Source organism: Hyphococcus luteus, from assembly GCF_002943565.1.
Classification (GTDB): domain Bacteria; phylum Pseudomonadota; class Alphaproteobacteria; order Caulobacterales; family Parvularculaceae; genus Hyphococcus; species Hyphococcus luteus.
The window spans coordinates 1-22,382 of sequence record NZ_PJCH01000003.1 but is presented as its reverse complement, the minus strand read 5'-3'; the positions used below and the strand labels follow the sequence as shown (position 1 = coordinate 22,382).

Here is a 22,382-nt window from a genome sequence, read left to right as displayed (position 1 = left end):
GGCTCAGGCAGATTGCGCCTTATGAAACCTGAATGGCGAAAATACCTGGCCGCTCGCGCCCCCCGTTATACGAGTTATCCGTCTGCGCTGCATTTCGACAGTTCTGTGTCGCGCGAGGATTACGCCGACCGGCTTTCGGCGGTCGAGCTTTACGAACCATTGTCGCTTTATGTGCATGTGCCGTTCTGCAAAAAGCTATGCTGGTATTGCGGCTGCAATATGCGTGTGGAGAACGATTATAGCCGCGCGCTTCGCTATGTAAGCGCGCTCGCCAAGGAGATCAGCCTTGTCGGCGGCCGGCTCGCCGGGGCGGGGCGCCCGCGCAGCGTGCATTTCGGCGGCGGCACGCCGAACTATCTTCTGGTCGATGAAATCGCTGACATCCTGCAGGCGATCGAGCTGGAATTCGGGCTGACGGACGATGCGCGCCTCGCCATTGAGCTCGACCCGCGCCTGATCCGGGACGACGACATCAATCGCCTGGCCGATCTCGGTTTCGAACGCATGAGCCTCGGCGTTCAGGATTTCGATCACGAGGTTCAACTCGCCATTAATCGCGTCCAGAGCTTCGACATGATCGAAAGCGCGGTGGGCGAGATGCGCCGGGCAGGGGTTAACGATATTTCTTTCGACCTTTTATACGGCCTGCCGAAACAAACGCTTGGCGCGTTTAAAGAAAGCCTTGAAAAAACGCTCGCACTGGCGCCGGACCGGGTGGCGGTCTTCGGCTATGCGCATCTGCCTTCGGCGCTGCCGCGCCAACGGCTGATCGATTCGGAAAGCTTGCCCGGCGCCGATCTGCGCGTCGATCTTGCAGAGCTCGCCGATGAAATGCTGATCGCGGCCGGGTATCGCCGGATCGGTTTCGACCATTACGCCAAACCCGACAATCCGCTCGCCGTGGCCGACCGGGAAGGGCGCCTGCGCCGGAATTTTCAAGGGTTCACCGACGACCTTGCCGTAACGACGCTGGGCTTTGGCGCCTCGGCGATTTCCAGCGTCAACGGTCTCCACGTTCAGAACGAAAAGAGCCTTACCGGCTATTATGACGATATCGCTGCGGGCCGCCTGCCGGTCGCCCGCGGGATCGAGCTGACCGCGACGGAGATCGCCATTGCGGGGGTTATACAGGATCTCCTGTGCAAGGGCTCAGCGAATATCGCCCCGGTTCTGGCGGCGGTGGCGCCCGGCGAGGCGGTCGAAATCTGCGCGCGTCTGGATATGCTGGAGGCGGACGGGCTGATCTCCTGGGGCGGCAATATCGTCCTCATTGAGGCGGAGGCGCGCCCGCTGTCCCGCTGCGTCGCCATGGCGCTTGATCCTTATGAATTTCCTCATAAATCGAAGCCTTCAGTAAGCCTTGCGCGCGCCATTTAGGGCGTGCGAAGGCTGGTCAGGGCGGGCTCTTGCCATTACACTTCAGGCGAGAGCGAGCGAGGCGATTCGAAATGGCGGAAAAAGCGTGCACAGCGCCGACGCGGCCCCAATCCTGCGATCTGTGCGCCGTGCGCGAACATTCCATTTGCGCCGATCTCGGCCCCCGCGAATTCGCTCAGGTCGAAAAGACCATGGCCCGCCGTCATGTGGACCGGGGAAAGGCGATCATGGCCGAAGGCGAGCCCAATGATTCGCTTTACGTGGTCGTGGACGGCAGCTTCCGGCTTTCGAAAATTCTGGAGGACGGGCGCCGGCAGGTGACCGGTTTTCTGTTTCCAGGCGATTTCGCCGGCGTGCGCGCCACCGGATCGAACGCCTATACGGCCGAAGCGCTGGAACAGAGCACGGTCTGTTTCTTTCCGCACAAATTTCTCGAAGACGTCGCGGCGGACGCGCCGGGCGTGAAAGACCGGCTGATCGCGCGCGGCCAGACCGAATATCACAAGGCCCAGGACCACATTGTGCTGCTTGGCAAGAAGACGGCGGAAGAGCGGGTGATCAGCTTCATCTATCTCGTCGACAGGGCGGTCGGCGCCGACGCCGGGCCGGGCAAGCGCCGCGTGCCCCTGCCCATGCCGCGCCAGGACATCGCCGACTATCTCGGGCTTCGCCTCGAGACCTTGAGCCGCACGCTGACGGCGCTGAAGCGGGACGGACGGCTTTACGATCTGACCCGCCATGAAGTCATCATCGCCGCCGGGCCCGACCGCATCTGATCAGGCTTTTTCTGATGGGTGCGAATAAGGCGCGGGCGCTCGCCGAGACGGACGGCGTGGCAGGCGGCGGCGGGGCGATCAGCGGGCTCTTCTTCTTCTCCGCCCGGAAACGCCATGAGAATCACTGTCCCAAAAGCACACACCGGATAAAGCGTCTGCGCCTCCCGGGGCGCGGCGTATGGCGCCGCCGGGGCGAGGGCGACAGCCGCGCCCGCGCCTATGAATAAGAGCCGAATTGCGATATGGGACGTCACGCCAGTTAAGTTCAGTTTCGCCTGCGACAAACACGTCATTGCATCTCTTTGTGGCCTGGTATTGATCCACATCAAGCAACATTGACCGGGCTTCGCCAAAAGCGAGCAATGATTGAAACGAGAGGCCAGCCATGACTTCAGTCACGCCCCGCACTGCGACCGCCACGACAGGCGGCGGGGATATTCCGTTCATTGCCGCAGCATTGGGCGTCGGGCTTTTGCTCGCGCTCTTCGTTGCGGCGCGCGCCGCCGATCCGTTGATGAGCGCGCACGCCTTCATCTTCGCCGCCGCTTTTGTGGGGGGCGGGTTCGCGCTTGTGCACCATGTCTCTTCCGGCGCGAAGGCGGATCCGACCGCTTATGAGTTCGGCGTCGTCAAGGCGGGCGTGTTCGCTTCCGTCTTCTGGGGGCTGGCCGGTTTTCTTGTCGGCGTCGTCATCGCCGCGCAGCTCGCCTTTCCGAATATTTTCTATTTCCCCGAACTCGGCTGGACGAATTTCGGGCGCCTGCGCCCCTTGCACACCTCGGCGGTGATCTTCGCCTTCGGCGGCAACGTGCTGATCGCCACGTCTTTCTATGTGGTGCAGCGCACCTCCCGCGCGAAGCTCTGGGGCGGGCTGGCGCCGTGGTTCGTTTTCTGGGGCTATCAGCTTTTCATCGTCATCGCGGCCACCGGCTATCTCATGGGCGTCACCCAGTCGCGCGAATACGCCGAGCCGGAATGGTACGCCGATCTCTGGCTGACCCTTGTCTGGGTGGTTTACCTCCTCGTTTTTCTCGGCACGATCCTGAAGCGCAAGGAACCCCATATCTATGTGGCGAACTGGTTCTATCTCGCTTTCATCGTCACCATTGCGATGCTGCACATCGTCAACAACCTTGCGATCCCGGTGTCGCTGACCGGGGTTAAGAGTTACTCGCTGTTCGCGGGCGTGCAGGACGCGCTGACCCAATGGTGGTACGGGCACAATGCGGTGGGCTTCTTCCTCACCGCCGGCTTTCTCGCCATCATGTATTATTTCATCCCGAAACAGGCGGACCGGCCGGTCTATTCCTATCGGCTGTCGATCATCCACTTCTGGGCGCTGATCTTCATCTATATCTGGGCCGGGCCGCACCATCTGCACTACACGGCGCTGCCCGAATGGGCCCAGACTCTCGGCATGACCTTCTCGATCATGCTGTGGATGCCGTCCTGGGGCGGCATGATCAACGGCCTCATGACCCTGTCGGGCGCCTGGGATAAGCTCAGGACCGATCCGGTGCTCCGCATGATGGTCGTTTCCGTCGCCTTCTACGGCATGTCGACCTTCGAAGGGCCGTTGATGTCCGTGCGCGCCGTGAACTCGCTGTCGCACTATACTGACTGGACCATCGGCCACGTTCACTCCGGCGCGCTCGGCTGGGTCGGCTATATCTCCTTCGGCGCGCTCTACTGCCTCACGCCATGGCTGTGGAAGCGCAAGAGCCTTTATTCAAATCAGCTTGTCGAGTGGCATTTCTGGATCTCGACCATCGGCATTCTCCTTTACATCACGTCGATGTGGGTCTCGGGGATCATGCAAGGCTTGATGTGGCGCGCTTATGATGCGTTCGGCTTCCTCGAATATTCCTTCGTGGAAACCGTCGAGGCGATGCATCCCTATTACATCATCCGCATGAGCGGCGGCCTGTTGTTCCTCACCGGCGCCCTGATCATGGCCTACAATCTCTGGCGGACGGCGAAAGGCGATGTGCGCGAAAAAGAATTCGCCGCGTCCCCGGCGCTCGCCCCTGCGGAATAGGAAGAGAAACGATGCTTGACCGTCACGAATTTCTTGAAAAGCGCGGCCTCGTTCTCACCGTCGCCATTCTCATCGTCGTCGCCATTGGCGGCATCGTGGAGATCGCGCCGCTATTCTATCTCGAATCGACGATCGAGAAGGTGAAGGGCGTCAGGCCCTACACGCCGCTCGAACTCGCCGGGCGCAACATCTATGTGCGTGAAGGCTGTTATGTCTGCCATAGCCAGATGGTGCGGCCGCTGCGAGACGAGGTGGAGCGTTACGGCCATTACTCCCTCGCCGCCGAAAGCATGTACGATCACCCGTTCCAGTGGGGCTCCAAACGGTCCGGCCCCGATCTTGCGCGGGTGGGCGGCAAATATTCCGACGCCTGGCACAAGCAGCATCTGATCGATCCGCGCAGCGTCGTGCCGGAATCGATCATGCCGCCTTACGCCTTCCTCGAAGGCAAGGTGATGGAGGCGGAAGACGCGGAAGGCTGGCTCAAGGCCAACCGCGCGGTGGGCGTTCCCTATACCGATGAGATGATCGAAAACGCGGCGAGCGATTTTAGCACGCAGACCGATCCCTTCGCGGATGATTATGACGGCTTCGTCGCGCGGTATCCGAATGCGGTCGTGCGCGATTTCGACGGCGACCCGCGCCATGTCACCGAGATGGACGCGCTCATCGCCTATCTTCAAGTGCTCGGCACCATGGTCGATTTCGAGACCTATGAGCCCGAAGAGAATTACAGATAGAGACGATGTACGAAACGCTCGCAAAATTCGCGCAGACTTGGGGGCTTTTGCTCTTCGTGCTCGCTTTTGTGCTGGTGCTGATCTACGCGCTCAACCCGCGCAACAAAAAGAAGTTCGACGAAGCCAAACGCATCCCGCTCGAGGATGAGGAAGACGGAAATGGCGGAAAAAGAGATTGACCAGCCGACCGGCGTTGAAACCACCGGTCATGAATGGGACGGCATCAAGGAACTGAACAACCCGTTGCCGCGCTGGTGGGTGATTGTGTTCTACATCTCCATCATCTGGTCGGTGATCTACTGGGTGTTCATGCCGTCCTGGCCGGGCATTAACGGCTATCTGAAGGGTGTGCGCAATCACACCGAGCGCGCGAATGTCGAGGCGTCCATGGCCGAGCTTGCCGCCGCGCGCAGCGATCAGATGAGCCGTCTTCTCGCCGTCGACAATCTCGGCGAGATCGAGAACGATCCCGAGTTGCTGCAATACACGCTGAAAGCAGGGGAATCGATTTTCGGCGACAACTGCGCCACCTGTCACGGCGCGGGCGGACAGGGGTTTAAAGGCTATCCGGCGCTTGTCGACGACGCCTGGCTCTGGGGCGGGTCTTTGGAGGATATCCAACAGACCATCCGTTACGGCATCCGCTCGGGCCATCCCGACGCGCGGCTCAATACGATGCAGGCTTTTGGCCGGGACGGGATTTTGTCGTCCTCGCAGATCAGCGATCTCGTCGAATATGTGACGTCGCTCTCCGGCCGTGAGGCGGACGAGGCGGCGGCGGCGCGCGGCGCGCAGACCTTTGCGCAGACTTGCGCGACCTGCCATGGCCCGGAAGGGCGCGGCGATCCGGCGCAGGGCGCCCCGAACCTCACCGACCATATATGGCTCTATGGCGGCGATAAAATAACCCTACAGGAAACGCTTTATCAGGGCCGCGGCGGGGTCATGCCCGCATGGTCGGACCGTTTGTCGGAAGAGCAGATTGCGGCATTGGCGGTCTATGTTCACTCCCTCGGGGGCGGCGAATAATCGCCGCCCGCTGGTTCCGGAAGGTCTAAGCGAGAGTCTGGCTCCGGCGCCGGCGAAAGGCGTAAGCAGTGTCGACGACGACGATAGAAAAACCGGCAAAAGCGGCGAGCGGCGTAGAGCAGCACGATGTCGCCGCCGTTAACAGTGCGGCCGGGCGCACGCTTTATAAAAAGCGCGAGCCGATTTACCCGAAGCTTGTCCACGGCAAGTTCCGGGCGCTGAAGTGGTTCGTTCTTTGCGCCACGCTCGGCGTTTATTATCTCCTGCCGTGGGTGCGCTGGCCGCGCGGGCCGGGCGAGCCGGATCAGGCGGTGCTGGTCGATTTCGCCGGGCGTCGCTTCTACTTCTTCTTTATCGAGATCTGGCCGGACGAGCTTTACTTTCTGACCGGCCTTCTCATTCTGGCGGCGCTGGGGCTGTTTCTCGCAACGGCGCTTTTCGGCCGGATCTGGTGCGGTTACGCCTGTCCACAAACCGTGTGGACGGATCTTTATATCGCTGTGGAGCGCATGATCGAAGGCGACCGCAATAAGCGGATGCGGCTCGATAAGGCGCCGTGGAGCGCTGAAAAGATTGGGAAGAAGGTTTCGAAGCACGCGCTCTGGCTGGTTATCGCCGCGCTCACCGGCGGCGCCTGGATATTCTATTTCCATGATGCGCCGACAGTCCTGCCGGAGATCTTCCGCGGCGAGGCGCCGCCCTCGGCTTACCTCTTTATCGGCGTTCTGACGTTCACGACCTATATGCTCGCCGGCTCCATGCGCGAGCAGGTCTGCACTTACATGTGCCCCTGGCCGCGCATCCAGGCGGCGCTCACCGATAATGAAACGCTTGAGGTCACCTATAAATACGACCGCGGCGAGCCGCGCGGCGCCCATAAGAAAAACGAAAGCTGGGAAGGGCGGGGCGATTGCATCGACTGCAAGGCCTGCGTCGCCGCCTGCCCCATGGGCATCGACATACGCGAAGGGGCGCAGCTTGAATGCATCAACTGCGCGCTTTGCATCGACGCCTGCGACGACATCATGAAAAAGGTGGGCCGTCCCACCGGTCTCATCGGCTACGACACGGACAAGAACATCGAACGCCGCGTCGCCGGCAAGAAGCCGAGCATTTCGCTCGTCCGGGCGCGCACCATCCTTTACGCCGCCTTGATCGTGGTGGTCGGGGGCATGATCGCCTTCGGTCTGTCGAGCCGCGCGACCCTGGAAGTGAACGTCTTGCGCGACCGCACGCCGCCTTATGTGATGCTGTCCGACGGGTCCGTGCGCAACGCCTATACGGTGAAGCTCGTCAACAAGAACACGCTGGCGCGCGATTTCCGCATCACGGTGGACGGGCCCGAAGGGCTGGAAGTTTCGGCGGTGGGCGAGGAGGCCGCCGGCAATTCGGTGACGGTCACGGCTGAGGGCGACGCCGTGCGGTCGGTGCGGCTCTTCGTGACCCTGTCGCCGTCCGAGCTGATGGGCGCTGAAGAACAACTGATGATCACCGTCGAAGATGTCGAAGGCGGCGAGACGGCGAAAAATCCCACGGGCTTCATGACGGGGGCGCGCTGATGAGCGGATTCCGGGTCACGGGACGGTTCGTTTTGTTTTCGCTCATCGGCTTTTTTCTGGCCGTCTTTATTGCAAACGGGATTTTCATCACGCTCGCCTTGGAAAGCTTCCCCGGCGAACAGGAGAAAAAATCTTACGTCCAGGGCCTCGCCTATAACGATACGCTCGAGGCGCGCGCCGAACAGGAGGCGCTCGGCTGGACGGCGGAGCTGACGGCGCTTGAGCTTGAAGGCGAAAAGGCGGCGATTGAGCTGACTTTCAAATCCGCATCCGGCGCGCCCATTTCCACGCTGGCGGTCGATGGTCTGCTCGCCCGCCCGGTGGACGCAGATCATGACCGCGCCGTAGACTTCGAGCCGACGGGAAGCGGGCGCTATCTGGCCGAGGTTGACGGCGTTGCGGCAGGCGTCTGGCGGCTTGAGGCGACGGCCAAAGGGCAAACGGGCGAGCGTTTTTTTCTGGAGAAAAGACTGACTATCAAATGACAACGGCGACGGCAGAGACGGAGATCGGATGCCCGAGCGGGCTGGAGCCGCCCGCGGACGGCGTCTCCATCGATCCTGCGCCCTTTGTCCGCCGTTCGAACGGGCTTGCGCGGCTCGACCTCGCGGTTTTCGGCGCCAAATGCGCCGGCTGCATCCGCAAAATCGAAAGCGCTATGAACGCCCTGCCGGAAATGCAGTCCGCGCGGCTCAATCTGTCGACGGGTCGGCTGTCGCTGGTCTGGAAGGACGGCGCCTTTGCGCCGAGAGAAATCGCCGAACGCCTCGACGCCATCGGCTATCGCGCCGCGCCTTTCGATCCCGAAAAAGTCGAACAGGAGAGCGACCGCGAAGGCCGGAAGCTCTTGCGCTCGCTCGCGGTCGCCGGTTTCGCCACGGCCAATGTCATGCTGCTTTCCATCTCGGTCTGGGCCGGGGGCGGGGAGATGGGCCCCGCAACGCGCGAGCTCATGCACTGGGTCTCGGCGATGATCGCCGTGCCCGCGGCGCTTTATGCGGGACGGCCTTTCTTTTCCTCCGCTTTGCGGGCGCTGAAATCCGGCCACGCCAATATGGATGTGCCGATTTCGCTGGCGGTGCTGCTGGCGCTGTCCTTGAGCATTTTCGAATTCTTCAAGGGCGGGCCGCACACCTATTTCGACGCGGCTGTGATGCTGCTCTTCTTCCTGTTGATCGGACGTTATCTCGATCATCGCCTGCGTCTGAGAGCCCGCGCGGCGGCGCGCGATCTGCTGGCGCTCCAGGCCGCGACATCGAGCAGGCTGAACGAAGATGGCACACTGACATCGGTCGCGGCGCGCGACATTGTTCCCGGCGATCGGCTCTTGCTGGCGCCCGGCGACCGCGCGCCGGTCGATTGCGTCATCGAGGAAGGGGATTCCAATCTCGACATGTCGCTCGTTTCCGGCGAAAGCGCGCCGGTTCATGCGCAGGAAGGAACGTCTCTCTATTCCGGCGTTCTGAACCTGACCTCAAAGCTTACGGTGCGCGCGACGAAAAGCGCCGACGCCTCGCTGGTCGCCGACTTAACGCGTCTCATCGAAGCGGGCGAGCAGTCGAAAAGCCGCTACATCAAGCTCGCCGACAAAGCGGCGTCGCTTTACGTGCCTGTTGTGCATACGCTGGCGCTCGCGACCTTTCTCGGCTGGATGTTCATCGGCGAGGCGGGGCTGCGCGTTTCCGTAATGAACGCCGTCGCTGTTCTCATCATCACTTGTCCTTGCGCGCTTGGCCTCGCCGCGCCGGCGGTGCAGGTGGTGGCGACGGGCCGTCTTTTCCGTTCCGGCGTGCTCGTCAAATCCGGCGACGCTCTCGAGCGGCTGGCGGAAATCGACGCCGTCGTCTTCGACAAGACCGGCACGCTCACCTATGGCAAGCCGCGCCTCGCTAACCGCGAGGAGATTTCCGATGAAACCTTGAGGGCCGCCGCGTCGCTGGCGCGGGTAAGCCGTCATCCCCTGGCGCGCGCCATCGTCGCCGAAGCGGGGCCTGGCAAACCGGCGCCGGATGCGGTGGAAACCGCCGGCGCCGGGATCGAAGGAACGATTGACGGCGAACGCGCGCGCCTTGGCCGGGCCGCATGGGTCGGCGCAGAAAGCGCCGCGGATGACGACGCTCAGGAAAGCTGGTTTCGCCTTGGCGACGCGCCGCCGGTGCGCTTCCGTTTCGAAGATCGCCTGCGCGAGGATGCGTGCGAGAGCATCGCCGATCTCGAAAAGCTCGGCCTTGAAGTGGAAATGCTTTCCGGCGACCGGCAGGCCGCGGCGGCGTCCATTGCCGAACGTCTCGGCGTGAAGGCGTGGCGCGCGGAACTTCAGCCCCAGCAAAAGATTGAACGGCTTGAGGAACTGAAAGCAAAGGGCGTCAAAGTCGCCATGGTCGGCGACGGGCTTAACGATGCGCCCTCGCTCGCCTGCGCTCATGCGTCGTTCTCGCCGGGCTCGGCGGCGGACGCCAGTCAGGCCGCAGCCGACTACGTCTATCAGGGAGACAATCTCGCGCCGATTGCTGAAACTGTTGTGGTTGCCCGCGCGGCGCGCCGGCGCATGCTCGAAAATTTCGGTTTCGCCGCCCTCTATAACGCCTGCGCGGTGCCGCTGGCGGCGCTGGGGCATGTGACGCCGCTCATCGCCGCCATCGCCATGTCGGGCTCTTCGATCATCGTGACCTTGAACGCCCTGCGCCTTTCCATGGGCAAGCGCCGCAAATCATGACGGCGATCCTCTTCCTCCTGCCGATTGCGCTTCTTTTGGGCGGGCTCGGGCTCGGCGCGTTTTTATGGGCGCTGAAATCGGGCCAGTTCGAAGACCCGGACGGCGCCGCAGCGCGCATCCTGCTCGATGACGATCTCGAAGAGGACGGGGACGAAGAGCCTAAACCTTAGGTCTTAAATCCCGATAAGCGTGCCAGGTGGCGTGGCCGAGAAGCGGGAAGACAAGAGCGAGCCCGAGAAAGAACGTGGCCACGCCCGCCGCCGTTAAAACCGCAATCAGCCAGGCCCAGAGCAGCATAGCGCCCGGCGAGGTGCGAATGGCGTTGATGCATGATGCAATCGCGGTAAACGCATCCGTGCGCTCATGCATCAGCATAGGGATCGAAATCACGGTGAAGGTATAAATCGCAAACGCAATGGCGCCGCCGACAGCTGTGCCGATGGCCAGCATGAAAATGCCGGCCGGGGTGGAAACGACGAAGCGCGCAAACTCCGACATCGGAACGTAATTCGCCGACGAAAACAGCGCATAGAGCATGATCGCGACGCGCAGCCAGACCAGCGCGGCGAAAAGCAGAAAGAAACCGATATAGGCGACCTGAATCGGCGAGCGGGGCCCCGCGAATTTGATCGGCAAGAGCGCCGGGGGTTCTCCGGCTTCGAGCCGGCGGCTCAATTCGTAAAGACAGAGCGCCAGCAGTGGGCCGATGATCGCAAAAACGCCGAGCGCGACCGGAATGAGTGAGGACAGGTTCAGCCGCCAGAGCGCCGTCACGATGATCAGACCGCCGCCGACGACGCAGATGCCGTAGCCAAGCGATTGCACCGGCGCCGCCCACATGTCGCGCCAGCCCGCGCCGAGCCAGCGCCAGGGCGCATCGACCGCCACCCGGTTAACCGCAAAACCGCTATTTTCCGCATTCATCGCAGTGCTTCTCATCCCTAAAGCCCATCATTTTTCGGATTCTGGATCTTGATTCTTATCAAATTCATGACGGCCTGTCCCTTTTAGAAAGCCGAAAAGAAGAGGAGTGGCAGGCGTAAAAATTCGCTGCACTGCGGTATAAAACTGGCTGGCGAAGCCATATCCCGGGTTCACGGGGGCCGCGCATTTTTGTACTCAAGCTGTTTGACGGCGAAATCCGCTTTCCACCTGAAGGGCAGAGATGAGCGCTAATTCCGAAAACTTCGAAAACTGGATTCGGTCAGGCTTCGTTGAGATGAATACGGAGCTTGAAAACCTCTATTTCGCGCAGGAGCGCCGGGAGAATGTCGACGGCGTTGGCGACAAGCTCAAAGCCCAGATTCGCGACGAAGGCCACGATTTCGTCGTGCGGCTGCAGGCCGAAGGCAACACCGACGAAGGCTTCGACAACGCCTTCGACCTGCTCGGCGATCTCGGGCTTTATCTCGCCGCGCTGCGCCGGCACGAACTCACCAATCCGGCGCGCGAAGAAAAGTCGCCCTTTCCCGAGGCGTCCGCGCTTGGGCTCCACATCGCCGCCTCCATCGGCATGGCGCCGCGTTTCGCGACGGCGCATCTGGCGACGCGCAATGCGGCGAAGGACGGGTTGCAGAAAAGCTTCACCACGCTGAAAGACGAATTTCTCTTTCTCGATTACAACACCCGCTCGATTTTTTCCTTCATGCGGGCGGCGGACGCCCTGACGCGCATTCTTCCTTTGGGTGTTTCTCATCCGGTGGCGCATACGCTGCTTGAAGACGCGGCGAATGCGCTCAAAGACGTCATCAAATATAACGAGATGCTTTACGATTATCTCGATACGGACCGGTTCTTTTATTCCGTGCGGCCTTATTACAAGCCTTATCGCGTCGGACGGCATGAATATCGCGGCGCCAATGCCGGCGATTTCTCCGGCATCAACGAGATCGATCTTCTTTTAGGATTGTGTCAGGCGAACGATCCTTATTATGCGCAGCTTCTGGTCGACAAGATGCTGTTCATGACGCCGGAGGACCAGGCGTCCTTACGCGATTGCATGCGCCGCCGCAGCCTCCTGGCGCAGTTTCTCGATATCGCGCCGGGCTCGTCCCATGAGCCTTGGTTCAAGCGCAACGCGGCGGCTTTTCTGGAGGTCTGCCGCCTCCATGGTCAAACGGCCTCGCAGCATCATGACCGGCTGGTGACGACCTTTATTGAAGAACCCTCAACGGCGCTCGGCGGAGACAAGCTGGCGCAGGTGACGGCGAGCGGCCCGCCCTTGCAAGTCCTGATGCGCGCGCTCGAGACCCTGCGGGACATGCGCCTTGCGGCGAACCGCACGGATATCAAAACGAGTTACAAGGACATCGAAGCGCTGAAAGCTTTTGTCGAAGACTAAGTTTCGTCGATGCCGTCGACGCGGATTTTCGAGGCGAGGGCGGCTTTGATCTTTTCTCTTTGCGCCTGCGTGCGCGCGGTCGCCTCCTGACGCCGGGCTTCGAGCTGTTTCTCTTTTCTTGATAGCGTATCTAGAAAGGAATAAGCGTTCATCAGCGCCTCGGCGCTCGTTTCACGGCCTTCGGTAAGATCGCGCATTTGCTTGCGGAGCCCCTGACGCTCATTTTCGAGCCGCGCCGTCTCGTCGCGCATGGCCGCAAGCTGGTGGCGCTCCTTGTCGACGCGGATCTTGGCGATCTTTTTCAGCTCTTCGATCTGTTTAGCTTTGCTCTTGGCCATAGCTGCCCGCTTTCTTTCTCATGGCGTCCGCAAAGTGGATGGCGGCGGCGACCGCGGCGTACTGGTCGCGCTGGATTTCGTCGCCGATTTCGACGCTGGCGTGAATGGCGCGCGCCGTCGGCGGATCGGAGCGGATCGGCACGCCGGAAACGGCTGCGACTTCCCGGATCTTGAGCGCAAGCTCGTCGACGCCCTTGGCGACGCAGACCGGCGCGCCGCCGCCTTTGCGGTCCCATTTCAGGGCCACGGCGTAGTGGGTCGGGTTGACGATGACCACGTCGGCTTCCGGCACGTCTTGCATCATCTGGTTGCGGGCGATGGCCTGGCCGCGCTCGCGCCGGTTCTGCTTCATTGCCGGGTCGCCTTCCTGCTCCTTGGTCTCCTTTTTCAGCTCTTCGAGCGTCATTTTGAGCTTCTGGTTGTGGCGGTGGCGCGACCACGGCACGTCGACAAGCGCGATGGCGGTGGAAAACAGCACAATCATGCCGGCGAAAATCACGCCTTCGCGCAGGATCGCCTGCGGCACGCCCTGCGCCGGAAACCGCGCATCGAGCGGCAGGGTTGTGAAGCGGTGCGCGTAAAACGCCCCGAACATGATGCAGATGGCGATCAATTTCGCCGCGCTTTTGGCGAACTCGCTTAACCCGTCGGGTCCGTATTTTTTCTTCGCATTGGAGACGAGCGACAGGCGCGAGAATTTCGGCTGGATCTTCGACGGCGCGAAAGCGATCGCCTGCTGCGCAAATAAAGAGGCGAGAACGCCGAGCGCCGGCAGGATGAGAAAAGGCGCGACCGCTTCCAGCGCAACGCCTGAAAGCTTGGCGATGAAGGCCGAGCCATCCCCGGAAAAAGCCTGTTTGGCGAAAGCTTCCGGACGGTCGAAAAGCTGCGACAAATGAAAGGCGAGGGCCGCGGCGGCGCCGCTCGAGGCGGCGGCGAGGGCGAGGTAAAACCCCACATAGGAGGCGGCGGCGTTCGCCTCTTTCGACTGCGCGACATCGCCTTCCCGCCGCGCCTTGTCGATGCGCGACTGGGTCGGTTCGTGACTTTTCTCCTGGCCGCTGTCTTCAGGTTTCTCGCTCATAAGCTCCCCGAGAAGATGTCAAAGAGAATGCGCTGAAACGAAGCGAGCCATTCGAAGAGAATGATCGGCGCGGCGGCGGCGAAAAGCCCGAGGCCGGCCAGCGTCACGGCGGGCGCGCCCACGAAAGCGGCCATCAATTGCGGCATGGCGCGGCTCGCCGCCGCAAGCGCCAGCGAATAGAGAAAGCCGAGAATGACGAAAGGCGAGGCGAGCGCGAGCGATTTCATCAGCGCCGCGCCGGTGCGCGTCGCCGCCCATTCTCCGGTTTCCGCCGCGCCGGGGAACTGGCCGAAAGGCAGGGTTTCGTAAAGATCGGCGAGCGCGCTGACGATATGAATATGAAGCCCTGAGGCGGCGGCGATGGCGACGCCCGCCATGACGAGGATCGCCGCGAATGGCGATTCCGAATCGAAACCGACTGTGGGTCCGAAAAGCTGGGACAGGGAGACGCTTTGGGCGATGATGGCGCCGGCGATCTGCAGGATGAAAATCATCATCCGGAAGGCGAAACCGATAATTGCGCCGCTCATGAATTCGGCGGCGTAAAGTGCGACGACGCCCGCAATCGAATCGGGCGGCCGCATGTCAGGCGTTATAACCATGGGCGTTAGCACCATGGCGATGGCGATCGCCGCGGCGAGGCGCGCGCGCGCCGGAACCGCCCGTTCGCCCAGTCCCGGCAACAGAAAAGCGACCGCGGAAATGCGGGTGAACACCGCGCCGATGAGGATGACCATCGGCGCGCCGGCGTCGACGAGCGGCGACAGGGACGCCAGCGCATCCATGACTTAAGCTGTCCCGACCAGCACCGGCTTCGCGCTGGTGTCGATCTCTTCATAAGAGAGGACGGGATTGCGGATCTTTTTGGCGTGCAGGACGGCGCGGATGAACCGCCGCCGTTTGGCCGAGGTGACGATCGCCGGGTAAAGCTGGCGCGCCGTCGACTGGTTGATCTGTTCGACTACGGCCTGGGCGAGCCGGTTGAAATCCGCCGGCGGCAGGGCGACATCCGTGCCGCCGCCCGGGCTTTGCGTTTCGTGCTCGGCGAAAGTCGATTCCCAGTCGAGGCCGATCTGGATAAGCGGCAGAGAGCCGTCCTCGGTCTGCAGCGCCGTGACGAAATTGCGTGAAATCCGCTGACGAACGAATTCCGTGACCTCTTCGGCGGAGTTGTACATGTTCCGGCCTTCAGCGATGGTCTCGAGCATGACCGGCAGGTTGCGGATCGGCACGCGCTCGTCGAGCAAGAGGCGGAAAACGGACTGAACGAATTCGATCGGCGCCTTGTCCGGCACGAAATCGTCGAGCAGGCGGCGGTTGGAGGCGGCGCGGTCCGTATCGGAGTTTTTCACGAACTCGTCGAAAATCCGCTGCACCGAACGGCGCGTGACGAGGCGCGAGAAATTCTGCTTGATGGTTTCGAGCAGGTGGGTCGAGACCACTTCCGCCGGCTCCACGACCGCATGGCCGAGCGCCATGGCGTCCTCGCGGGCCTTGCGGTCGACCCAGCGCGCGGGCGCGCCATAGACCGGCTCCTCGCAATCCTCGCCGGGGATCGGCAGATTGGCGAGATCGTCCACGATGACCAGCACCTTGTCCTGATAAAGTTTTCCGCGTGCGGCGGCGACGCCCTGAATCTTGACCACATATTCATTGGCTTTGAGATCGAGATTGTCGGTGAGGCGGATCGGCGGGATGATGAAGCCGAACTCCGCCGCGATGTAATGGCGGATTTTGACGATGCGCGGTTCAAGCCCGTTGACATTGTCGAGCGCCAGCGGAATGAGGTCGCCGGAAAACTCGACGTGAATTTCGTCGACATCGAGCACGTCGCCGAGCTGTTTTTGAGTTTCTTTGGGTTTGGGCGGCGGCGCTTCCTGCGCCGCCTGTTTTTTCTCTTCCTGATCCTTGTAGATGAGATAAGAGGCCGTGGCGAAGCCGCCCGCGCCGATGAAAAACGGCAGGAAGGGAAGGCCGGGCATCAGCGCGAAGACGGCCATGATGACCGCAACGGTGCCGAGCGCCAGCGGATTCGTGCCGAGCTGCGCGAGCATCGCCTTGTCGGCGGAGCCGGCGACGCCGCCTTTTGAGAGAAGGAGCGCCGCGGCGATGGAAATGATCACCGCCGGGATCTGGCTTACGAGGCCGTCGCCGACAGTCAGAATCGAATAGGTGGAAGCAGCGTCGCCGGCCGTCATGCCATGGGCCCCGATGCCCATGCCGAGACCGACCACAAGGTTCAAGAGCGTGATCAGAAGGCCGGCGATGGCGTCGCCTTTGACGAATTTCGACGCGCCGTCGAGGGAGCCGAAAAAGGTCGTCTCGTCCTGTTCGATGCGGCGGCGTTCTTTGGCTTCTTCATGGCTGATGGCGCCGGAGGCCACGTCGCTGTCGATGGCGAGCTGTTTGCCCGGCATGCCGTCCAGGGCGAAACGCGCGCCGACTTCCGCCATGCGCCCCGCGCCCTTGGTGATCACCATGAAATTGACGATGAGGAGAACGCCGAACACCACAAGGCCGAGAAAAACATTTCCGCCCATGATGAACATGGCGAAGCCTTCGATCACTTTGCCGGCGGCGTCGGGGCCCGTATGGCCTTCGCCGATGATCAGCTTGGTGGAGGAGACGTTGAGCGACAGGCGCAGCATCAGCGAGGCGAGCAGCACCGTCGGGAAAGCGGAAAATTCCAGCGGTCTTTCGATGAACAGGGTCATCGTAAAGATCAGGATCGCCAGGGCGAAGGAAAGAGTAAGCCCGATATCGAGAACGAAGGAAGGCACCGGCAGAACCATCATGACGATGATCGCCATCAGGCCGATGGCGAGAAGCACCGTCGTCTGGCCGGGCAGGTTGAGTTTGAGCGCGCTGTCCATGAAGTGACTCTTTTTTACTGTTTATCGGGCTCGGCGCTTATGTTCCGGCGATTGCGGGCAAAACCAGATTGTCGAAGAGGTTGGCGAGAAGCTGCGCCATATGACCGGCGGTGAGCCAGAAGACGAGCAGCATGAAAAGAAGCTTCGGCGCGAAGGTGAGGGTGAGCTCCTGAATGGAGGTGAGCGCCTGGAAAAGACCGACGACGATGCCGACGACAAGCGCGGCGCCGATCATCGGCGCGCCCATCCACACAGCGGTCCACATGAACTGGCGGAAAATGTCTGCGATTTCGGTTTCCGTCACGGTGCGCCCCTTTAGATCGGCATCCGGATGAGTTCCTGATAGGCTTCGACGACCTTGTCGCGCACGGTAACGGCGGTCTGCACGGCAAGCTCGGCCTTTGCGAGCGCCTCGACCACCGAATGCGGGTCCGCCGAGCCGGTCATGTAATTCATGGCCGCCTTTTCGCCTTCGGCGACGCTCGAGGCGACTTCGTGCACGGCCTTGAAGGCCGGGTTTTCTTCGAGGCCCTTGACGCTTGGGCTCGCATCGCCGGCTTTTCCGGGCGAACCTTCGGTTTTGAGTGCGCTCTTGGCGAGATTATAGCTCTGGGCGGCGTGGAAAGCGGGCAGTTTCATGAAAAGCCTCCCTTTTAAGATTTCAGAATGTCGAGGAGCGACGTGTACATGTCGCGGGCCTGGCGAAAGACTTCGAGTCCGGCGTCGTAGGAGCGTGTCGCCTCGCGCGAATCGGCGAATTCCGTCATCATGTTGACATTGGACATCACCACATAGCCCTCTTCATTGGCGAAGGGATGTTCCGGGTCGAACACTTTCTCGCCCGGGCTCTGGTCGAGCATCATGCGCCCGACCTCGACGCGATTGACGCCCGAGGCGCGGTCGTAAATATTTTCAAAGCTGATCTGTTTGCGCTGATAGCCGTGGGTGTCGACATTGGCGATGTTCTCGCTGACGACTTCGAGGCGCTGGGCCTGCGCGCGCATGCCGGACGTGGCGGCTGCGGTGATTTTTTCAAAAGGATTCATGATTTCCCTCCCTAACCGCGGCCGCCGAGCGTGGCGCGCAGCATGGAAAGCGTTTTGCTGTAAATGGTGATCGCCGTGTCATGGTCGCGCGTGGCGGCGGTTGAACGCGTCATCTGGTCTTCCAGCGATACTGTGTTGCCGTTGGGCGAGGCGACGCCCGCGATATCGATGCGTTCGGCGCGGAAAGCCGTTTGCGCAAAGTTCGACCCTTGCGTTTGCATCGCCGTTTGGCGTTCGGCTTTCGCATAGGCCTCGGAAAAGGGTTCAAGATCCTTCGCCTTGAAGCCGGGCGTATCGGCGTTGGCGATATTTTCCGCAATCTGCGCATGGCGCTCGACCGAGTGGCGCGCCAGTGCAGCAGCCGTGTGCAGCATTTTCAGATCGCTAAACATTTATACCTCGCCTTAACCAGCGGTAAGGGATAAATGCACCGATATGTTGAATGAAGAATTAACCACGTTTGAGCGCGCGTCTTTCTTATGAACCATCCTCTGGCCCCGCCAAAAGTTGAACAACTGCTTAAGACGGCAGGGCCGCGCCGCTATGGCGTCGTAACGGCGACCGATGGCCTGTCCATAAAGATCTCCGGTCTCGCCGGACATGCTTCGCTCGACGATACGGTGCTGATCTCGACCGAAAGACGCACGGCAAACAAACGCGCGGGCGGCGGCGGCCGGGAAGTCCGCGCCAAAATTGTCGCCATGGACGGGGAGCTGGTTACGGCCTTCGCCTATGGCTCGCTCGCCGGGGCCGCGCTTGGGAGCATGGCTGTCCTCGATCGCGGCGGCGGGTATGCGCTTCCTTCTGAAGCCTGGATCGGCCGCATCATCGACCCCTTCGGCGCGCCCATGGACGACGGCGTCCTAAAGCCCGGCGAGATTTCCGCGCCGCTGGAGCGCGCCGCGCCCAATGCGGCGAAACGCAAAATGCTGGGGAGCCGTCTGTCCACCGGTCTTTGCGTCACGGACACGCTCCTGCCGATCTGCCGCGGCCAGCGTATCGGCCTTTTCGCGGGGTCCGGCGTCGGCAAATCCTCGCTCCTCGGCGACATTGCTTGCGGCGTTGAATGCGATGTCGCGGTGATCGCCATGATCGGCGAGCGGGGGCGGGAAGTGCGTGCCTTTATCGAAGACACGCTGAGCCCTGAAGGCCGGGAGAAATCCGTGGTGATCGCCTCCACGGCGGATCAGTCGCCGCTCGCCAAGAAGCGCGGCGCGCATCTCGCCATGGCGACGGCGGAATATTTCCGCGATCAGGGCAAGCAGGTCCTGCTGCTGTTCGATTCGCTCACCCGTTACGCAGAAGCCCATCGCGAAATTGCGCTCTCCGCCGGCGAGGCGCCCTCGCTGCACGCTTTTCCGCCCTCGACTTTCCGCACCATCGCATCGCTGGTGGAGCGCTCGGGACCGGGCGAGGAAGGCCAGGGCGACATCACCTCGGTCTTTTCGGTGCTCGTCGCGGGCTCAGACCATGATGAGCCAGTCGCGGACATGATCCGCGGCATCCTCGACGGTCATATCGTGCTTGAGCGGCAGATCGCCGAGCGCGGGCGCTTTCCGGCGATTGACGTTTCACGCAGCGTGTCGCGCTCTTTGCCAAAGGCGGCGAGCGAGGAAGAAAACGTCCTGCTGCGTGAGGCGCGGGCGATCCTGCGCGCCTATGAGGATTCCGAAACGATCGTGCGCGCCGGGCTATACGCTCACGGCGCCGATCCGCAGATCGACCGGGCGCTCGAAATCTGGCCGAAGCTCGACCAGTTCATTGCCGACAAGACCGAAATGGGCGTCGAGGACAGCTTCCAGCGCCTGCAGGCGATTGTTCACGGCGGTAAGAAACAGCATTCGACTTCCGCAAGCGCGAATGCGCTGAGCGCCTAGGCTGCATTCATCGGGCGCTAGCCGAAATTGGAAATCAGGAGGTTTGCGATGCCGGCGCCGGAGAGGCCGCCATTGGCGTTGCCGCCGCCATTGCCGAGCACTGTCAGCGCGGCAAAGCCGGGCGTTGACGCGCTGGGGCCGTTGGCGATTTCCGATTGCAGGAAGAAACGGCGCAGCGCGTCCTCCACTTTCACCGGATCCTTGAAGATCGCTGCCGACTTGCCGCCGAAAAACTGATCGGCCTTGCGTTCGAAGAGTTCTTTTTGCTTGTCGATATCCGCCGAACCGATCGAGGAGGGCAGGCCGAGTGCGCCTTCCATAACCGCGCGCAAGGGCTCCTGGCCCATGATCTGGAACCAGCCGACATCGTCGACATTTGCGCCTTCGGCGATGCGGGAAATTTCCCGGCGGAAATTCATGGCGAGGCGCATATTGGTGTTAACCTCGCCGACGCTGACCTCGAAAGCGCGTTCGAGATAATCATTGGCGACTTGCTCGCGGAAGGACTCAATGCCGACGCGCGAGCCCGTAAAGTTGCCGTAGCCGAACGCATTGGCGAAATCGCGCCAGCGCGGGTCGGAGAGCCTGTTGGCGAATGAGTCGTTGAAATCCGTGCCTTCTTCGAGGATTTTCTGAATGAAGGCTTTCTTGTCGAGTTCGTCCTGCAGGCCGAAGGCGCCGAGCGCGACCGTTAAAAGCTTGCGGTCTTTGACGAGTTTTTCAGCCGTCGTCGCTTCCTCGATGTGCTCCCGGAAATACTCCATATTGCGGACGATTTCCGGCGACTTCTGGAAGATTTCAAATTGTTTGTCCGCGTTTTTCTGGAAAACGCGCCAGCCGATATAACCGTCAAGCGGTATGGCCGGATTGAAGGTCATGAGGCCAGCGCCTCGGCCATGGCGGGAGAGCGTTGAAGCAACGCTTCCTCGAATTCGAAATGGCGTTTCAGGGCGCGCATGACGACGAAAAATTTCTTTTCCTGCGCGGCTTTAAGGGCGCGCAGGACATCCTCGCCGGCTTCGCCCGGAAAAACGCCTTTCAGCGCATTGAGGCCCTGAAGCAGTTCGTGCACCGCCTGATCGGAATCGGCCTCGCCGGCGAGCGCGAGTTGGGCAATGTAATAGACGCGCTTTAGCGGCGTATTGGCTTCTTCTTTCGGGATGGCGTCGCGGGCGCGCAGGATCGACACATCGCTGGAGCGCACGCGAATGCGCGCGGCGCGATCCCCGTTCTGGAGGAGCACGCCGTTGACGAGCACTTTCTCGTTAGGCTTCAGCTTTATGACGAGACCGGTCATGCAGGTTTCGCATCCTCCGCTCCTTGCAGGCCGCGAATGATGTTCTGGTTGATGTCGATCAGCGGCTCGGCGTCGAGCGAATGGTCCTCATCGGCCAAGAGCTTGCGCGTGTAATGCTGCGTAAACTCAAAAAGATAGAAAAGCTGAGAGCGCAATTCGGCCGGAAGCTGATTGCTCTCGCTCGCGACATCGACCGCGACAACGTTCCAGAATTCGAGATTCTTGCCAAGCGCGCGAGCGAATGCTGCGGGATCGTCTTCGCGGTTCTTCTGGGCGACAACGACGGCCGTGGTCAGTTTGGAAAGCAGTTGACGTTCTACTGCACGCGGCGACGCCGTTGATCGTGCGGATTCATGATAAGCGTTCCGAGCAAGCGCCGACGTACTCATATCCCTAAAAGCCCCTTCCGTGGTTCTTCGCCACGTTATTTTATAGTCTTAAAAATCCTGTAAAGGCCTGAAGGCCTGAACAGGGGGATAGTCTATTATTGGAACAGGCCGAGGATCGCGTTCGGCGACGAGTTCGCGATCGAGAGCGCCTGAATGCCCAGCTGCTGCTGGACCTGCAGGGACTGCAGGCGGGCCGAAGCCGCTTCCAGGTCAGCGTCGGTCAGGGCGCCGATGCCGGTTTTCAGCGAGTCCGTCAGGTTCGAGACGAACTCGTTCTGAATTTCGATCCGCTTTTGGGCGGAACCGAATTCAGCCGAAGCGTCGACCGATTCCTGAATGAGGCCCTCGATTTTGACGAGCGCATCGGCGGCGCCAGCGGAGGTCGAAACGTCAAGAGTGTTCAGGTTGGCAAGCCCGCCGCCGGTGCCGTCCGTCACATTGACTTCGTAGGCGACGGTGCCGCCGGTGTCGTTGGTGATATCGAGCTGAACGTCGGCTGAACCGGCGGTGCCGGCCGTAAGAGTGGTGGTGTAGCCCGCGTCGGTCAGCAGGTTGTTCAGCCCCGTGCCCACATCGTTAAGGTCGTCGCCGACCTGGGCGGTGTAGGTGAATTTGCGGCCGTCAATGCGGACTTCCCAGACATCGCCGCCCGCGGAAGGGTCATAGTTCTGGTCGATGTCGAGAGCGAAGTCGTTGCCGTTGGCGACGAGCTGAGCGGCGCTGTTCTGGTTGCCGTTCACGCCGGACGCGCCGGCGCCGAGGCTGGAATCAACGGCCGTTCCAGCCGTCGTTTCGAGGCTGAAGGAATCGACCGTGATGGCGCTCGCCGTCACGTTGCCGCTGGAATCGCGGTCAAGCGAGGCCAGGAAGTCGGTCGAATCCGTGCCTTTGAGGAAGTTCAG

At 61.5% G+C, this 22,382-nt stretch carries 26 protein-coding genes; 13 read left to right on the top strand and 13 right to left on the bottom strand.

All coding sequences use genetic code 11. The features are described from left to right. Positions 1–21: 21 nt before the first annotated feature. From hemN to ccoS, 11 genes are all read left to right on the top strand, one after another. Entirely contained in the window at positions 22–1,377 is a 1,356-nt protein-coding gene (hemN, locus tag CW354_RS02690) for an oxygen-independent coproporphyrinogen III oxidase (protein ID WP_104828524.1), read from the top strand. Positions 1,378–1,448: 71 nt separating this feature from the next. Further along, the gene (locus CW354_RS02685; protein ID WP_104828523.1) at positions 1,449–2,153 is read left to right on the top strand and encodes a Crp/Fnr family transcriptional regulator; all 705 of its coding nucleotides are present in this window, start codon (positions 1,449–1,451) and stop codon (positions 2,151–2,153) included. 14 nt (positions 2,154–2,167) lie between these two features. Beyond that, entirely contained in the window at positions 2,168–2,380 is a 213-nt protein-coding gene (locus CW354_RS02680; RefSeq protein WP_104828522.1) for a hypothetical protein, read from the top strand. Between the two features lie 158 nt (positions 2,381–2,538). After that, complete coding sequence (gene ccoN, locus CW354_RS02675; protein WP_104828521.1) at positions 2,539–4,191, top strand: cytochrome-c oxidase, cbb3-type subunit I; 1,653 nt, start codon at positions 2,539–2,541, stop codon at positions 4,189–4,191. Positions 4,192–4,202: 11 nt separating this feature from the next. Next, entirely contained in the window at positions 4,203–4,931 is a 729-nt protein-coding gene (ccoO, locus tag CW354_RS02670) for a cytochrome-c oxidase, cbb3-type subunit II (protein ID WP_104828520.1), read from the top strand. Positions 4,932–4,936: 5 nt separating this feature from the next. Continuing rightward, positions 4,937–5,110, top strand: coding sequence for a cbb3-type cytochrome c oxidase subunit 3 (locus tag CW354_RS02665; protein WP_104828519.1), 174 nt, complete (start codon positions 4,937–4,939; stop codon positions 5,108–5,110). Then, positions 5,091–5,960, top strand: a complete 870-nt coding sequence (gene ccoP / locus CW354_RS02660; protein ID WP_104828518.1) for a cytochrome-c oxidase, cbb3-type subunit III — start codon at positions 5,091–5,093, stop codon at positions 5,958–5,960. The genes CW354_RS02665 and ccoP overlap by 20 nt, the downstream gene beginning before the upstream one ends. A gap of 68 nt (positions 5,961–6,028) precedes the next feature. Continuing rightward, positions 6,029–7,519 (top strand): cytochrome c oxidase accessory protein CcoG, encoded by a 1,491-nt coding sequence (gene ccoG / locus CW354_RS02655; protein WP_104828517.1) that lies wholly within the window; start codon positions 6,029–6,031, stop codon positions 7,517–7,519. Further along, entirely contained in the window at positions 7,519–8,004 is a 486-nt protein-coding gene (locus CW354_RS02650) for a FixH family protein (RefSeq protein WP_104828516.1), read from the top strand. Before ccoG ends, CW354_RS02650 begins: the two co-directional genes overlap by 1 nt. Next, entirely contained in the window at positions 8,001–10,235 is a 2,235-nt protein-coding gene (locus tag CW354_RS02645) for a heavy metal translocating P-type ATPase (protein ID WP_104828515.1), read from the top strand. The genes CW354_RS02650 and CW354_RS02645 overlap by 4 nt, the downstream gene beginning before the upstream one ends. Continuing rightward, complete coding sequence (gene ccoS / locus CW354_RS02640) at positions 10,232–10,405, top strand: cbb3-type cytochrome oxidase assembly protein CcoS (RefSeq protein ID WP_104828514.1); 174 nt, start codon at positions 10,232–10,234, stop codon at positions 10,403–10,405. Before CW354_RS02645 ends, ccoS begins: the two co-directional genes overlap by 4 nt. Here the strand turns inward: ccoS and CW354_RS02635 are convergent. Further along, positions 10,395–11,174 carry a DUF2189 domain-containing protein gene (locus tag CW354_RS02635; RefSeq protein ID WP_104828513.1) on the bottom strand — a complete coding sequence of 260 codons (780 nt, stop codon included), beginning with the start codon at positions 11,172–11,174 and terminating at the stop codon, positions 10,395–10,397. The two genes, ccoS and CW354_RS02635, sit on opposite strands and share 11 nt — an antisense overlap. A gap of 226 nt (positions 11,175–11,400) precedes the next feature. Between CW354_RS02635 and CW354_RS02630 the strand changes: the two genes are divergently transcribed. Then, on the top strand, positions 11,401–12,576 hold the full coding sequence (locus CW354_RS02630; protein WP_104828512.1) for a PrnB family protein: 1,176 nt from the start codon (positions 11,401–11,403) through the stop codon (positions 12,574–12,576). Here the strand turns inward: CW354_RS02630 and CW354_RS02625 are convergent. Genes CW354_RS02625 through CW354_RS02590 form a run of 8 tightly spaced genes read right to left on the bottom strand, consistent with a single transcriptional unit; the run spans position 12,573 to position 18,309 of the window. Further along, entirely contained in the window at positions 12,573–12,914 is a 342-nt protein-coding gene (locus CW354_RS02625; RefSeq protein ID WP_104828511.1) for a hypothetical protein, read from the bottom strand. The genes CW354_RS02630 and CW354_RS02625 overlap by 4 nt on opposite strands. Next, positions 12,895–13,998 (bottom strand): flagellar type III secretion system protein FlhB, encoded by a 1,104-nt coding sequence (gene flhB / locus CW354_RS02620; RefSeq protein ID WP_104828510.1) that lies wholly within the window; start codon positions 13,996–13,998, stop codon positions 12,895–12,897. Before flhB ends, CW354_RS02625 begins: the two co-directional genes overlap by 20 nt. Continuing rightward, positions 13,995–14,783, bottom strand: a complete 789-nt coding sequence (locus tag CW354_RS02615; protein ID WP_104828509.1) for a flagellar biosynthetic protein FliR — start codon at positions 14,781–14,783, stop codon at positions 13,995–13,997. The genes flhB and CW354_RS02615 overlap by 4 nt, the downstream gene beginning before the upstream one ends. A gap of 3 nt (positions 14,784–14,786) precedes the next feature. After that, positions 14,787–16,871, bottom strand: a complete 2,085-nt coding sequence (gene flhA, locus CW354_RS02610; protein WP_104828508.1) for a flagellar biosynthesis protein FlhA — start codon at positions 16,869–16,871, stop codon at positions 14,787–14,789. Between the two features lie 37 nt (positions 16,872–16,908). Beyond that, positions 16,909–17,175 (bottom strand): flagellar biosynthetic protein FliQ, encoded by a 267-nt coding sequence (locus tag CW354_RS02605; RefSeq protein ID WP_104828507.1) that lies wholly within the window; start codon positions 17,173–17,175, stop codon positions 16,909–16,911. Between the two features lie 11 nt (positions 17,176–17,186). Further along, positions 17,187–17,510, bottom strand: coding sequence for a flagellar hook-basal body complex protein FliE (gene fliE / locus CW354_RS02600; protein WP_104828506.1), 324 nt, complete (start codon positions 17,508–17,510; stop codon positions 17,187–17,189). A gap of 14 nt (positions 17,511–17,524) precedes the next feature. Continuing rightward, positions 17,525–17,917: a flagellar basal body rod protein FlgC gene (gene flgC, locus CW354_RS02595; protein ID WP_104828505.1), complete on the bottom strand. Its 393-nt coding sequence runs from the start codon at positions 17,915–17,917 to the stop codon at positions 17,525–17,527. A gap of 11 nt (positions 17,918–17,928) precedes the next feature. Continuing rightward, positions 17,929–18,309 carry a FlgB family protein gene (locus CW354_RS02590; RefSeq protein ID WP_104828504.1) on the bottom strand — a complete coding sequence of 127 codons (381 nt, stop codon included), beginning with the start codon at positions 18,307–18,309 and terminating at the stop codon, positions 17,929–17,931. An 87-nt stretch (positions 18,310–18,396) separates the two neighbouring features. Here CW354_RS02590 and CW354_RS02585 point away from each other — a divergent pair, with 87 nt between their 5' ends. Next, positions 18,397–19,794 (top strand): FliI/YscN family ATPase, encoded by a 1,398-nt coding sequence (locus tag CW354_RS02585; RefSeq protein WP_104828503.1) that lies wholly within the window; start codon positions 18,397–18,399, stop codon positions 19,792–19,794. Between the two features lie 17 nt (positions 19,795–19,811). Here the strand turns inward: CW354_RS02585 and CW354_RS02580 are convergent, their stop codons facing one another. The 4 genes from CW354_RS02580 to CW354_RS02565 all read right to left on the bottom strand — a co-directional run. Beyond that, the gene (locus CW354_RS02580; protein WP_104828502.1) at positions 19,812–20,672 is read right to left on the bottom strand and encodes a DUF1217 domain-containing protein; all 861 of its coding nucleotides are present in this window, start codon (positions 20,670–20,672) and stop codon (positions 19,812–19,814) included. After that, positions 20,669–21,091 (bottom strand): flagellar biosynthesis repressor FlbT, encoded by a 423-nt coding sequence (locus CW354_RS02575; RefSeq protein ID WP_104828501.1) that lies wholly within the window; start codon positions 21,089–21,091, stop codon positions 20,669–20,671. Before CW354_RS02575 ends, CW354_RS02580 begins: the two co-directional genes overlap by 4 nt. After that, positions 21,088–21,480, bottom strand: a complete 393-nt coding sequence (flaF, locus tag CW354_RS02570; RefSeq protein WP_104828500.1) for a flagellar biosynthesis regulator FlaF — start codon at positions 21,478–21,480, stop codon at positions 21,088–21,090. The genes CW354_RS02575 and flaF overlap by 4 nt, the downstream gene beginning before the upstream one ends. Positions 21,481–21,575: 95 nt before the next feature. Next, a partial coding sequence (locus tag CW354_RS02565; protein WP_165793487.1) for a flagellin occupies positions 21,576–22,382 on the bottom strand: 807 nt, incomplete at its 5' end.

Coding starts and splice junctions, on each gene's coding strand:
- CW354_RS02665 (WP_104828519.1), top strand. CDS start 4,937: ATGTACGAAACGCTCGCAAAATTCGCGCAGACTTGGGGGCTTTTGCTC.
- CW354_RS02635 (WP_104828513.1), bottom strand. CDS start 11,174: ATGAGAAGCACTGCGATGAATGCGGAAAATAGCGGTTTTGCGGTTAAC.
- flaF (WP_104828500.1), bottom strand. CDS start 21,480: ATGAGTACGTCGGCGCTTGCTCGGAACGCTTATCATGAATCCGCACGA.
- CW354_RS02615 (WP_104828509.1), bottom strand. CDS start 14,783: ATGGATGCGCTGGCGTCCCTGTCGCCGCTCGTCGACGCCGGCGCGCCG.
- hemN (WP_104828524.1), top strand. CDS start 22: ATGAAACCTGAATGGCGAAAATACCTGGCCGCTCGCGCCCCCCGTTAT.
- CW354_RS02575 (WP_104828501.1), bottom strand. CDS start 21,091: ATGACCGGTCTCGTCATAAAGCTGAAGCCTAACGAGAAAGTGCTCGTC.
- CW354_RS02650 (WP_104828516.1), top strand. CDS start 7,519: ATGAGCGGATTCCGGGTCACGGGACGGTTCGTTTTGTTTTCGCTCATC.
- flhB (WP_104828510.1), bottom strand. CDS start 13,998: ATGAGCGAGAAACCTGAAGACAGCGGCCAGGAGAAAAGTCACGAACCG.
- fliE (WP_104828506.1), bottom strand. CDS start 17,510: ATGAAACTGCCCGCTTTCCACGCCGCCCAGAGCTATAATCTCGCCAAG.
- CW354_RS02590 (WP_104828504.1), bottom strand. CDS start 18,309: ATGTTTAGCGATCTGAAAATGCTGCACACGGCTGCTGCACTGGCGCGC.
- ccoO (WP_104828520.1), top strand. CDS start 4,203: ATGCTTGACCGTCACGAATTTCTTGAAAAGCGCGGCCTCGTTCTCACC.
- CW354_RS02585 (WP_104828503.1), top strand. CDS start 18,397: ATGAACCATCCTCTGGCCCCGCCAAAAGTTGAACAACTGCTTAAGACG.
- CW354_RS02685 (WP_104828523.1), top strand. CDS start 1,449: ATGGCGGAAAAAGCGTGCACAGCGCCGACGCGGCCCCAATCCTGCGAT.
- CW354_RS02580 (WP_104828502.1), bottom strand. CDS start 20,672: ATGACCTTCAATCCGGCCATACCGCTTGACGGTTATATCGGCTGGCGC.
- flhA (WP_104828508.1), bottom strand. CDS start 16,871: ATGGACAGCGCGCTCAAACTCAACCTGCCCGGCCAGACGACGGTGCTT.
- CW354_RS02645 (WP_104828515.1), top strand. CDS start 8,001: ATGACAACGGCGACGGCAGAGACGGAGATCGGATGCCCGAGCGGGCTG.
- ccoN (WP_104828521.1), top strand. CDS start 2,539: ATGACTTCAGTCACGCCCCGCACTGCGACCGCCACGACAGGCGGCGGG.
- CW354_RS02630 (WP_104828512.1), top strand. CDS start 11,401: ATGAGCGCTAATTCCGAAAACTTCGAAAACTGGATTCGGTCAGGCTTC.
- flgC (WP_104828505.1), bottom strand. CDS start 17,917: ATGAATCCTTTTGAAAAAATCACCGCAGCCGCCACGTCCGGCATGCGC.
- ccoP (WP_104828518.1), top strand. CDS start 5,091: ATGGCGGAAAAAGAGATTGACCAGCCGACCGGCGTTGAAACCACCGGT.
- CW354_RS02625 (WP_104828511.1), bottom strand. CDS start 12,914: ATGGCCAAGAGCAAAGCTAAACAGATCGAAGAGCTGAAAAAGATCGCC.
- ccoS (WP_104828514.1), top strand. CDS start 10,232: ATGACGGCGATCCTCTTCCTCCTGCCGATTGCGCTTCTTTTGGGCGGG.
- CW354_RS02680 (WP_104828522.1), top strand. CDS start 2,168: ATGGGTGCGAATAAGGCGCGGGCGCTCGCCGAGACGGACGGCGTGGCA.